Below are 13,014 nucleotides of genomic sequence, written 5' to 3'. Positions count from 1 at the left end.
ATAAGTATTAGAGATCATCGAATAGGGTTTTGGAGACAGGGGAGTGATTAATGACGGAGACACCATGCGACTTATAAGTTCTACTTAGCAAGTTAAACGAAGGTACAATGCGCTCGCTCATGACCTTACTAAGCATACTTGGGGCGCTGTTGTTCTTGTTTTCGTAGAAGCGTGGCTGCTCACTGTTGAGCAAATCGATGCCGTATAAGTGGATAGTAGCCGCATGACGTGAGAAAGCCAACTGTGTGGCCACATAAGCGACAGTTCCTGCCTCTACAAAGCCATGCGTAATATTTAGAGATACGCCGATATTAACTGCTTTATAACTGCCATCAATAATAAAATCTGGATGGTTGATAAAGTATGATAACGGCATTTTCTTGTTCAGTAGCTTTTTCTTAAAAATCAGCTTACTAAATGACAGCTTATTTGATTTGACGCCCCATGGTCTGTCTACTGGATACAACACACGCATGACGTGATGGTAAGTCCGCATGATATTGGGGAGGGCTGTTGCCATCGCTTCAAACACAGCTAGCGTTGCATACAGAGGTTGACCAGTATAATACTGCTGTAAAATCTCAGGTTGATGGTGAATAAAGCGTGCATCGCTAATGACATAGCCGACGATATCGGTGAAGCAATGTTTCTCAGTTAGACTGATACTACCATTGACAAAGATAGTAGGCGTGTCCAACAGCTCTGATAATGGTAGCTGCTGTATAGAGGGGCCTGAGGCGATAATATTAACGTTTTTCTTGTGCAGGCTTTGCTCTGGCTCATTGGCATTAAAAGCATCGATAACGATGAGCTCATTATCAATATTAAACCTAGCCGTAGCAGGTAACCTCAAGTATAGCGCCATACTATTTCCCAGTAGTTGACTTCTTCCCAGTAGTTGACTTCAAATATCGTCATGATGCATTGCCTTTAAATGATTTGGACTGTCTTTGAACCATTCAAATATCGTTATTATTTAAACGATCATTGCCAGTGATTCTTTAACCATGGGCTTGGTTTTACATGTCGATACCATTTACCGCCGCCGCCAGCAATGGCGTCTGGTGGATTGATCTCACCATGAAAAATAACGATTTTTGCATCATCAGGCAAAGTAGGTTTACGCACTAGGTTAAAGGGAATGGGCGCTATACATTGGTATTTGAAGCTAACGCACCATGTCTTATCCCAATACTCTAGGTGGTGATATTCATGCAAATAGTTGGATAGATAGGCTTGCTCGTGACGAACTTGGGTACGAATGGTTTCAAAGTTACGTTCAAAGTTTGCCAGCAAGTCGGGATAGGTATTCATACCAATATTAAAGCGATAGACCGAGCTGTTACCAATCATCCGCCATGGTTTTTTCCAGTCACGGATAATGACGACGCTATCATTATATTTAGCTTTGTAAGTAAAAAAACTATCAATATTATCAACGATAACGATATCGATATCTAAAAATAGCGCTACCCCTTTTAGATCATATAAATTTGGCTTAAAGGTCGTCAGTTTTTTCCAGCCACGTTCAGGACCATCTGGTAAATCCATTTCAGGTATAGGATAACAGGCAATAGCAGTGTCGATGCCTGTACTGTCATCGGTTAGGCAGATCATCTGAAAATCTAACGTTAAATGGCGATTGACCATGTTATACAGACGATTGACGTATTCAGGGCCGTACTTATCGCCCCATTTCATACAAATAATATACCGTTGTCCAGCACGCATGGTGTCTTTTTGCGGGCGATTTGTCGATAAATTTTCGGCTACGTCAGTTACCATAGTGCACTCGTATTGATGTGAATGAAAAAATGTTACTCTCAAAAGCAAAAGGCATAAAAGTATGAGTCAATGTTAGCACAGCTATCATTGACGATATGTTTAAACGTTCAAAATTTTGTATGGTTATTACTGCTAATTATCGTTTAGTACGTTTTTATGATTAGCGTCACTATCAGGAGGTAATGATTTAGTAGCTAACGAGGCAGCAGACAAAGATAAATGATCTTGATTGGCACGAATGAAATCTGCCAATACCGTTTCATTAGCACGGTAGGGATTGCCTAAAGTTGGGATGCGTTTAAAACGTCGATAGCCCCACATATAGTGGCTACAGTTGTCTTTAATCATGTGCTCCATAGACTGATTGAGCGCATGAGCTGCTGTTTCGGAATTACGGTCATATAAGGCTGGACTATCGAGTTTATAACAATAAATATCAAAACCATGACCATCGTCACGGCGAATACAAGATAAGCCGACCAACGCACATTTAGTCTTGCTAGCGAGTTTGGAGGCGAGAGTACTGGTTAACGTTTTAACACCAAAGAACGGTACGACAACACCGCCTGAAGGGTCAGGAACATGATCGGGCAATACAATGCTAAAGCCGCCTTGTTTGAGGGTTTTGAATATGGCTTTGACACCGCTACCATCAGTGGGCACTAGTGTTGCATTGAGGCGTGATCGACCTTGCAGTATAAAGTCATCAGTTATATTACCCTTAACGGGCTTGTACATGATGGTTGGTGAGCCAAATTGATTGAGCCAAGCATTCATCATCTCCCACGTACCCAAATGCGGTACGATGGCGAGCATACCATTCGGGCTAGCCAGTCCTTCTAAAAGAATGTCTTTGTTATGCACATCTTGTATTTGAGCAATACTCCACTCAGGTGGCATTGCCCAGCTTTTGATAGACTCAATACTGGTCATACATTGGTGGTAAATAATATCTTTGACTAAGGATCGTTTTTCATTGTCTGGTAACTCGTGGCGGGTTAGTGCTATATTAATATTGACGGTACGCATGATACTCAGACTGGGTATTTTTATAATCACCCACGCAACAAAACGTGCCAGTATCTGCAATACAGATAATGGCACGAATTTGAAAATATGATACGGATTCATGACCATTCGCATGGTGATGAATCATGTAACAAACAATGTAAAACAGATCTGAGCATCATAAGACCAATTATTGAGCAGGTTATTTGGCATCAGCCTGAGCTTTTTCGCGCACACGAATACCAAGATCACGTAACTGCTTGCTATCAACTTCAGCAGGGGCTTGGGTTAATGGGCACTCAGCAGTTTTAGTTTTTGGGAAGGCAATCACGTCACGAATAGACTCAGCGCCTACCATAAGCATAATTAAGCGATCCAAACCGAAGGCTAAACCGCCATGCGGTGGCGCACCAAATTTCAATGCATCAAGTAAGAAACCAAACTTATCTTCAGCTTCTTGCTCGCCGATACCTAAAGCTTCAAGTACGGCTTGCTGCATATCAAAGGTATTGATACGTAAGCTACCACCACCCACTTCAGTACCGTTTAATACCATATCATATGCGATAGATAGGGCCGATTCTGGGTTGTTTTTCAACTCTTCAACTGAGCCTTTAGGCTTGGTGAACGGATGATGCATTGACGTCCAACGACCATCGTCAGTCTCTTCAAACATTGGGAAATCAGTGACCCAAAGTGGTGCCCATTCACAAGTCGTCATCTCAAGGTCTAGACCAATTTTTTGACGTAAAGCGCCGATGGCGTCATTGACGACACTGGCTTTATCCGCACCAAAAAAGATAATATCGCCGTCTTCTGCACCAGTACGCTCAATCAAGCTTACCAATACATCATCGGTCATGTTTTTGATGATGGGAGATTGTAGACCAGATTCTTGGTCAACGCCATTGTTGACGCTGCTAGCGTCATTGACTTTGATATAAGCCAAACCACGTGCGCCATAGATACCGACAAACTTGGTATAGGCATCGATTTGCTTACGGCTAATCGAAGCACCACCAGGGATACGTAGAGCAGCAACACGACCTTTAGGATCGTTAGCAGGACCTGCGAACACTTTGAAGTCAACGTCTTTCATCAAGTCTGCAACGTCGACCAGTTTTAGTGGAATACGTAAATCAGGTTTGTCTGAAGCATAGTCACGCATCGCTTCTGCGTAAGTCATGCGAGGGAACTGCTCAAACTCAACGTCCATCATAGTCTTGAACAAATGCTTGATCAGACCTTCGTTGATGTTCATGATTTCTTCTTCATTTAAGAAAGAAGTCTCAATATCCACCTGAGTAAATTCAGGCTGACGATCGGCACGTAAATCTTCATCACGGAAGCATTTAGCGATTTGATAATAACGGTCAAAACCTGACACCATTAACAATTGCTTAAACAGCTGTGGCGACTGCGGTAATGCAAAAAAGTTACCTGGGCGTGTACGTGAAGGCACAAGATAATCACGAGCACCTTCTGGCGTCGCACGTGTCAGAATAGGGGTTTCAACATCCAAGAAACCATGATCATCTAAATAACGACGAATCGCTGAGGTGGCTTTGGCGCGGAAAACCATACGCTCTTGCATTTGCGGACGGCGCATATCAAGGTAACGATATTTTAGACGCAAGTCTTCTGAAACTGTGGTTTTTTCATCATTCAATGGGAATGGCGGTGTTTCAGATTTCGCCAATACTTCAATTTCTTTAGCCAATAGCTCAATTTGACCACTGGTCATGCTATTGTTTTCAGTACCTTCATAACGGCGACGTACACGGCCAGTAATTTTTAGCACATATTCAGGACGTACGGCATCAGCAATCGCAAAAGCTTCTGGGGTATCAGGGTCAATGACGACCTGCAAGATGCCCGCGCGGTCACGCATGTCTAAGAAAATTACGCCACCGTGATCGCGACGACGATGTACCCAGCCTACGATATTAATGGTTTGCTCAAGTAAGCTTTCGGTTACGGCTCCGCAATATTCGTCTCGGTATTCGCTATGCGTCATAATATAATTATCCAGTTGTCAGCCCAATTCGAAATACAATAATGCAGCCATTGTTGCACGATTCAAGCGATGCGCAAAAAAAAGCACAAACAACGCGATTAAGACAAATGGTCATCACGTTGGCTGCAGAAAATATGATATAAACGCATATTATGCCTAATCTGCCCTTGTTATACAACCAGCTGAGTCCAATCAAAACGCAGGAATGCTTCGGTATAGAGGGTATTTATCCCGTAACATCTGCATTGGGTTAAATATTGTCATTTTGCTTGAAAACATCAGCCACTGTGCACATATCAAGCTCACTTATAAAATCCTATTGATCCTATTAAAGTTATCTCAATAAAGTTATCTCAATAAAGTTATCTCAATAATGTAAGGAATACTGCTCATGCTTTTTCATCCTGCCAAAAATCCTGTTGAATTGCGGGTTATTCATTTGAATAAAAACCAAGAACAACGCCGTGAAGACTTGATGGAAGCCACTCAAGGTAAAGCGGCGCTTAAACAGTTCAGAAAAACGATGGCTAAAACAGCCAAACAGGCATTAAAAGCAAAAACCAAAAATAAGAAAAAAAATGCCGATGATAAGTCACAAGTTTTCGTTCTAGATTTTGATGGTGATATCAAAGCAACCGCGGTTAAGCATCTGCGCGAAGAAATCAGCACGTTAATCAGTGCGGCTAACAAAGGTGATGAGGTAGTGGTGCGTCTTGAATCCGGCGGTGGTTTGGTGCATGGTTATGGGTTAGCGGCAGCGCAATTGGTTCGCTTAAAAGACGCTGGTCTAAAGCTAACTGTCTGTGTCGATAAAGTCGCAGCAAGCGGTGGCTATATGATGGCGTGCGTCGCAGATAAGGTAGTGGCGGCACCATTTGCCATTATTGGCTCAATCGGTGTGGTATCACAATTGCCAAACTTCCATAAATGGCTAAAAAACCATGACGTCGATTATGAAATGTTTACCGCTGGTGATTACAAGCGCACAGTCACTGTCTTTGGCGAAAACGATGCTGAAGATCGTGCCAAATATCAAGAAGAGCTGGAGCAGACGCACGAGCTCTTCAAACACTTTGTGAATAACTATCGTCCAACACTGGATATCGCAAAAGTGGCCACTGGAGAGCATTGGTATGGCGAAGATGCATTAAAACTTAACTTGATCGATAGCTTACAAACCTCAGACAGCTATATTTTAGGGCGTATGGAAGACCATGAAGTATACGCACTGCATTCACGCCAAAAACCAACTCTCGCTGAAAAGTTAGGTTTGGCTCAAGCAGCAGAAGCGACAGTGAGCTTGGCAATCGATAAGCTACCAAATGCGTTAGCGCGTTTTGATTTCAATAGCCGTCTAAATATCTTAAAATAACTTTAAATATCATTGTACTAATGAATAAATAGTAGTTTAAGGTTTTAATTCTTATTGATGCATTGTTTGTATTTTGTAAAAGGCGTGTCCTAGCTGGTCGCGCCTTTTTTCTGTTTAATAATAATTGCTGTGTTATAAATAGTGCATACAGAAAACAGTATACGTACGTACACTATAGAGATTTCATTAACTTTTTAATCGAAGCTTGATGAAAATAATCAACAAAGAAAAGGATGTCACCTATGTCTGACAATACATTGATGTTTACGGCAACAGAACATGGTCAAGCCATGCACGCCAAAGTCAAAGCATTTATCGAAACCCAAATCGAACCGATCGAAGCGCAGTTTTGGCAAGAATGCCATGCGCAAAATCCGGATGGCAATTGGAAAAACTGGCAGTGGCCAGAAAAGTACGAAAGCCTGCGTAAACAAGCACGCGAAGCGGGTTTGTGGAATCTATTCTTACCTGATGATACTTTAGGTGCTGGGCTTTCAGTGACCGATTACGCACCCATTGCAGAGTTGACCGGTCGCAGTTTACTTGCGCCTTATGTATTTAACTGTAATGCTCCTGATAGCGGCAATATGGAATTGTTGTGGCGCTATGGCTCGCAAGAGCAGCAAGAAAAATGGATGATGCCGATTTTAGAGGGTAAAACCCGTTCGGTTTTTTGTATGACAGAACCTGATGTTGCTTCAAGCGATGCGACCAATATGCAAGCCACAGCCGTAGTTGACGGTGATGAGATCATTATCAATGGCAGCAAATGGTGGTCATCTGGTCTTGGCGATCCTGCGGTCGATGTGTTGATTGTGATGGCTTACACCCCTGATGAGAGCAAAGGTCGTCATCAGCAACATTCTATGGTATTGGTGCCAGCGAAAACAGCGGGTGTCAACATCGAGCGTATGCTCAAAGTATTTGGCGATTATGATGCACCGCATGGTCATGGCGAAGTCAGCTTTAATGATGTACGCGTGCCGGTCAGTCACTTTATCGGTGGACCGGGTATGGGCTTTGAGATTGCGCAGGGTCGTCTAGGGCCAGGTCGTATTCATCATTGCATGCGTTGTATTGGCGCTGCTGAAAAATCTTTAGAGTTGGCAGTTAAGCGTGGCATGTCGCGTACGGCCTTTGGTAAACCATTATTACAGTTGGGTGGTAATTTTGAGCGTATCGCTGAAGCGCGTATCAAGATTGACCAAGCACGTCTGCTGACTTTGTATGCCGCGCAAAAAATGGACGCGCAAGGTACAAAAGCAGCATTGACTGAAATTTCTGCTATTAAAGTGGTTGCGCCGACTGTGTTGCAAGAAGTGGTTGATATGGCGATTCAAATTCATGGTGGAATGGGCGTTTGCCAAGATACGATGCTGCCAAGCTTCTATGCGCAAGCACGTGTATTACGTTTAGCGGATGGCCCTGATGAAGTGCACAAAACCATGATCGCTAAGTTAGAGCTCAAGCGCCAAGGTTTTAGCCGTCCGTCTAAACCTGCCAAAGCATAATTGTGCTTGCTAACCAACGTAGTCATTGGCTTCAATCGCCATTCGTTTAACAATAGGCCTGACGTAAAACCCAATGAAAAATTCACTATCAATATTTGATAGTGAATTTTTCATCACTCATATTTCATCACTCATATATGTTATAAAAATAAATGACCACATGATAAGGAATGTCTCATGGCAACTGATAACCATGCCAACAATACTGGCATGACAAACAGCGCAACTAATAATAAAGTACTTGATAAAGGCGGTGATGTCCGCGAGGGCGAAGAGCTTGATGCCCAAGCAGTCAGCAATTGGCTACGTGAGCAAGGTGTCGATATAAAAGGCGAGCCAACGGTCACGCAATTTTCAGGCGGCGCGTCAAACTGGACGTATCGTCTGCAATATGAGGGTGAAGGCGAGAGCCAAGATTTAATCTTGCGTCGTCCACCAAAAGGCACCAAAGCCAAGTCAGCGCACGATATGGTACGCGAATATACCGTACAAAAAGCATTAAAAGATGCTTATCCCTATGTACCCAAGATGATCGCCTTATGTACCGATGAAACTGTCATTGGTGCCGATTTTTATGTCATGGAGCGCATGGAAGGCATCATTCCTCGTGCTAATTTACCCAAAGGCATTGATTTAGACGAAGCGCAGACCCGTACATTATGTACCAATGTGATTGACGCTTTGGTTGAATTACACCAAGTGGATTATACCGAACATCCTGATTTGGTCACGCTGGGTCGTGGTGACGGTTATTGTGAGCGTCAAGTCACGGGCTGGGATAAACGTTATGTCAAAGCAAAAACGCCTAACGTACCGAGCTTTGCGCTGGTACGACAATGGCTTGGCAAGCACACGCCTGCTGATAGCAAAACTTGCGTTATTCACAACGATTGGCGCTTTGATAATGTGATTTTGGCAGCTGACGACCCGACCAAAGTGATTGGTGTACTCGATTGGGAAATGGCAACTCTTGGCGATCCTTTGATGGATTTGGGCAGCGCCTTGGCTTACTGGATTGAAGCAGATGACAACATCGTCATGCAGCAGTCACGCCGTCAGCCAACACATCTAAAAGGTATGATGACCCGTGATGAAGTGGTCGACTATTATCTTGAAAAAACGGGCTTAGAGATAGCCAACTGGACCTTTTATGAAGTGTTTGGTCTATTCCGTCTGGCGGGCATTGTCCAGCAAATTTACTATCGCTACTATAATAAACAAACGACCAACCCAGCCTTTAAGAATTTTTGGCTTATCGTCCATGTATTACACGCTAAATGTCTTAAGCTGATAGCGCAGTATGAAGGTGAGATGCTGTTCAATACTCATGTACAGCCGCATCTAAAAGACATGGGTGTCGACGCACAAACGATTGAACAGCTACCAAGCCCAGTACAAAAAGTGGTCAAAGGTATTTTACCAAAAGGCTATTTTGCTAAAAGTACGGATGCCTCTGACAATTAATTTTCTCAAAAGCAGCCATTTAGTGAATACAATCAAAAGGGATTATTTATGACAACCATACTTTTGGCACGTCATGGTCAAGCGTCATTTGGACAAGAAAATTATGATCAGCTCTCAGAGCTAGGCAGTATTCAAGCGCAAATGCTCGGTCAGCATTATGCGACGACTCAGCGCAGAATCGACGCTATCTTTAGTGGCAGCTTAGTACGGCAGCAAGACTCGGCACGACATTTTTGGGAGAGCTACCAGTCCTCTATGGATAACAGCAACGAGGCACCCATTTTAGCCGCACTCGATATAAATGAGCCTGACAGCTACATCATTCCACAGTTTGATGAGTTTAATCATAAAGATGTATTGGTCAAATCCAATCCTGCTTTTGCTAGTAAAGCAGCCATTGCGATTGAACTTGCAAAGGCAGATGTTCCGGCGACGCGTCTAGCTGAACTGTTCGATCGAGCGATGCAGCGCTGGCATGCGGGTGATGATGACCGTGACTATCTTGAGAGTTGGTCACAGTTTAGCAGCCGTGCCCAACAAGCAGTTGAGCAAATACGTATGCAAGTGGCGAGCTTAAGCTTAGATCACCATAGTACAGTATTAGTCTTTACCTCAGGCGGCGTGATCGCTGCTATTACCGCGCAGCTATTGCAGCAAGGTAGCCAGACTGCTTATCAGCTCAATAAAAGCTTGGTCAATACAGGGGTGACGTCTATTACGCTAAAAGATCAGAGTACACGCCTAATGTCTCTTAATGAATATAGTCACTTGTTTGCTGACGGAAAACGCTTTGTCACTTGGCGATAGACGAAAAAACTGTTATTTTGGCGACATACAAGGCGCTGAATACATATCCGCGATTTAGTGGTTAGGGCGTGTGAAAGCTATTTCGTTATCGATATACAAAGGATTGTTTATGAAAAACCAATTAATGAGCTTAGTCACAAAAGGTACTAAGCAAAGTCAGCAACAGGTATTGAGTGCGATTCAACCGTCACGCTATCTTAAAAGCTTAAATAAGCAGCAAGTAGGACGTGATAAAACCATTTTAATCACTGGTGCTAGCTCAGGCTTAGGCGAGGGCATGGCTCGACTGTTTGCCAAGCTTGGCTACAACCTCGCTATCTGTGCCCGTCGTACTGAGCGTTTAGAGAGTTTGAAGTCAGAGTTGATGGCAGCTTATCCCAATATTCGCGTTGAATATCGAGTATTAGACGTCAGTGACTATGATGCAGTTTTTGAGGTTTTCGATGCTTTTGCCGCTGACTTTGGTGGTATCGATCGTGTTGTGGTCAATGCTGGTGTCGGTGAGAGTCGCCGTATCGGTAAAGGGCGTTTTGAGACCAATCGCCGCACTGCTGAGATTAACTTTATTGCAGCGCTGGCACAGTGTGAAGCCGCCATGGGTATTTTTCGAGCACAGAATAGCGGTCATTTGGTGGTGATATCGAGTATGTCAGCGATGCGCGGTCTACCTAGGCATCTGACCACCTACGGTGCGACTAAAGCCGGGCTGGCTCATTTGGCAGAAGGCATTCGAGCTGATATGCTGTTGACCAAATTGCCGATTAACGTTTCTACTATTTATCCAGGCTATATTCGTACTGAAATCAACGAAAATGCCAAGCCGTTACCGTTCGAAGTAGATGTTGATACGGGTACCAAAGCAATGGTTGCTGCAATCGAAGCGGGTGTTCAAGAAGCTTGCGTGCCTAGCTTGCCTTGGTCTATGGTCAGTCATGCAATGAAACATTTACCATTACAAGTACTCAATAAACTGAGTTAATGCTGTTTAGATTGACATAAATTCAGACAATAAAAAGCCCTTTACAGATGATGTAGAGGGCTTTTTATTATGGAGTTATTACTGATGCATCCATTTAGCGATACATCAATAATAAACCTTATGGTAAGGCTTTGTCTTCATTATGAGAAGGTTTGTGGATTATCTAGCATATGCTGCTCACGTAACTTTTGACGCAGTACTTTACCCACATTACTCTTAGGAAGCTCACTCACGAACTCAATATGACGCGGACATTTATAGCCAGTCAAATTATCTAGCGCAAACTCTTTTATATCGCTTTTGCTAACATTATTGTCTACAGGAACGATATAAATTTTAACTGCTTCCCCTTGATTTTCATCAGGAATACCAATCACTGCACAATCAATAATGCCATCACAATCAAGCATGACAGATTCAATTTCATTCGGAAAGACGTTAAAGCCTGAGACCAAAATCATGTCTTTTTTGCGATCTAATAAGGTAATGTAGCCTTTTTCATCCATGCTAATGATATCGCCAGTACGGAAATAACCATCGCTAGTAAAGTCATCGCTGTTGTCTTTATTAAAGTAACCTGACGTGACATTTGGTCCTTTGATGCACATCTCACCCGCTTGATGCAGTCCCAAACGTTCACCATTGTCGTCCACAACGATGATATCGACACTAGGGACTGGTATGCCAATCGTACCATTAAACTTACGGTCAGTGATGACGTTGGCAGTACCTGCAGCCACACCTTCGGTCATACCCCAGCCTTCAACCATTGGACAGCCAGTCACTTCTAACCAGCGTTTAGCCGTTTGCTCGGTAGCAGCCATACCACCAGCTTGCGAAATACGCAACGAGCTAAAATTGAGATCTTTGAAATTTGGTTGATCGAGCAGGCCTTTAAATAGCGTATTAACCGCAGGAAAAATATGGAAGGGTTGTTTTGACAGTGTTTTGACAAAGCCTGGCATATCACGCGGATTTGGTACTAAAATAAAGGTATACCCTGAACGCATACCCAATAGGCTAAGCATAAAAGCAAAAATATGATAGAGCGGCAGGGCCATAACCATATTGATATAAACTTCATTGATGTCTGAAGTCACAGGGCGATACCACGCCTCTGACTGTAGCGCTGCTGCTACTACGTTACGCTGCGACAGCACAGCACCTTTAGACAGCCCTGTGGTACCACCAGTGTACTGTAAAATAGCCTTTTGCTCTAAAGAGGTCTTTTGTGCTTGAAACGGTAAGTTTCTGCCTTTTTTTAGAACGTCAGGGAATTTGGTTACCTCGTGCTTAGGGTCGTCAAGCTTGTACTTGGGTACAAGGCGTTTTACTTGACGAATAACCGTATTGACCAAGATACCTTTGAGACCCATCATATCGCCCATTTTTGAGAGGACAATACGTTTGATGGCTGTCTCATCGATGACTTGCTCAAGCGCTTGGGCAAAGTTATCGACCACAAATATAATCTGAGCGCCCGAATCATTCAGTTGATGACGCAGCTCACGACCAGTGTAAAGCGGATTGATAGGTGTGCAAATATAGCCTGCGCGCAAAATACCAATCATCGTTGGCAAGTACTGCGGCACGTTTGGCATCATGAGGGCGACCACGCTGCCTTTGGGAATACCTTGGGCTTGCAACCATGCAGCAACCGCTAGTGAGGCTTTATCAACGTCTCCATAAGTGTGTGTCACACCCATACAGATAGACATTGGATGCAGACGGAAGCGATCAAAGCATTCCTCATAGAGTTCTATCAGGTTTTCGTACTGATCAGGATCGATTGTCTTGGGTACGCTTGCAGGATATTGAGCAAGCCAAGGTTTATTCACGGTCATATTTAGCGTCCTTAAATATTAATATAAGTTAAGGTCTTATAAGAAAGTAGTCACATCCCTGTCAACAACATAAATCATTGCATGGTAAGCAATGCAGTGCTGAGTGCTATCCTAACTATTAACTGACTGCTAACATACGGTGGCCTTTATACAATTTTGTCCAATCACAAAGAATGATCTGCCTTGTAGATTAAACGGTAAATAAGTACATTTGATGATTAAAATGT

The 13,014-nt window shown here is 43.3% G+C and carries 10 protein-coding genes; 5 read left to right on the top strand and 5 right to left on the bottom strand.

The window, feature by feature from the left end; translation table 11 throughout:
- Positions 1–7: 7 nt before the first annotated feature.
- The 4 genes from J5X94_RS06025 to aspS all read right to left on the bottom strand — a co-directional run bounded on the left by J5X94_RS06025 (position 8) and on the right by aspS (position 4,810).
- A complete protein-coding gene (locus J5X94_RS06025) occupies positions 8–865 on the bottom strand; it encodes a hypothetical protein (protein ID WP_210540614.1) in 858 nt (285 codons plus the stop codon).
- Between the two features lie 119 nt (positions 866–984).
- On the bottom strand, positions 985–1,731 hold the full coding sequence (locus tag J5X94_RS06020) for a glycosyltransferase (RefSeq protein ID WP_194620402.1): 747 nt from the start codon (positions 1,729–1,731) through the stop codon (positions 985–987).
- Between the two features lie 186 nt (positions 1,732–1,917).
- Entirely contained in the window at positions 1,918–2,916 is a 999-nt protein-coding gene (locus J5X94_RS06015; RefSeq protein ID WP_228293193.1) for a lysophospholipid acyltransferase family protein, read from the bottom strand.
- A gap of 79 nt (positions 2,917–2,995) precedes the next feature.
- Positions 2,996–4,810, bottom strand: a complete 1,815-nt coding sequence (aspS, locus tag J5X94_RS06010; RefSeq protein ID WP_194619804.1) for an aspartate--tRNA ligase — start codon at positions 4,808–4,810, stop codon at positions 2,996–2,998.
- A gap of 391 nt (positions 4,811–5,201) precedes the next feature.
- On the opposite strand from aspS, the gene sohB reads away from it, so the two are divergent.
- The 5 genes from sohB (at position 5,202) to J5X94_RS05985 (ending at position 10,943) form a co-directional block, all read left to right on the top strand.
- Positions 5,202–6,182: a protease SohB gene (sohB, locus tag J5X94_RS06005; RefSeq protein WP_210540612.1), complete on the top strand. Its 981-nt coding sequence runs from the start codon at positions 5,202–5,204 to the stop codon at positions 6,180–6,182.
- A gap of 260 nt (positions 6,183–6,442) precedes the next feature.
- Complete coding sequence (locus J5X94_RS06000) at positions 6,443–7,693, top strand: acyl-CoA dehydrogenase family protein (RefSeq protein WP_227669952.1); 1,251 nt, start codon at positions 6,443–6,445, stop codon at positions 7,691–7,693.
- Positions 7,694–7,870: 177 nt separating this feature from the next.
- Positions 7,871–9,157 (top strand): phosphotransferase family protein, encoded by a 1,287-nt coding sequence (locus J5X94_RS05995; protein ID WP_210540611.1) that lies wholly within the window; start codon positions 7,871–7,873, stop codon positions 9,155–9,157.
- A 48-nt stretch (positions 9,158–9,205) separates the two neighbouring features.
- Positions 9,206–9,964 carry a histidine phosphatase family protein gene (locus J5X94_RS05990; protein ID WP_210540610.1) on the top strand — a complete coding sequence of 253 codons (759 nt, stop codon included), beginning with the start codon at positions 9,206–9,208 and terminating at the stop codon, positions 9,962–9,964.
- Between the two features lie 109 nt (positions 9,965–10,073).
- The gene (locus J5X94_RS05985; RefSeq protein WP_228293178.1) at positions 10,074–10,943 is read left to right on the top strand and encodes an SDR family oxidoreductase; all 870 of its coding nucleotides are present in this window, start codon (positions 10,074–10,076) and stop codon (positions 10,941–10,943) included.
- A 140-nt stretch (positions 10,944–11,083) separates the two neighbouring features.
- Here J5X94_RS05985 and J5X94_RS05980 read toward each other — a convergent pair whose 3' ends face one another.
- The gene (locus J5X94_RS05980) at positions 11,084–12,787 is read right to left on the bottom strand and encodes an AMP-binding protein (protein ID WP_194619794.1); all 1,704 of its coding nucleotides are present in this window, start codon (positions 12,785–12,787) and stop codon (positions 11,084–11,086) included.
- Positions 12,788–13,014: the final 227 nt, after the last annotated feature.

It is taken from the genome of Psychrobacter sp. K31L (assembly GCF_017942195.1).
GTDB classification, from domain to species: Bacteria; Pseudomonadota; Gammaproteobacteria; order Pseudomonadales; family Moraxellaceae; genus Psychrobacter; species Psychrobacter glaciei.
Note: the sequence above shows the minus strand (reverse complement) of the source record. Positions and strands in the feature narration are given on the sequence as shown.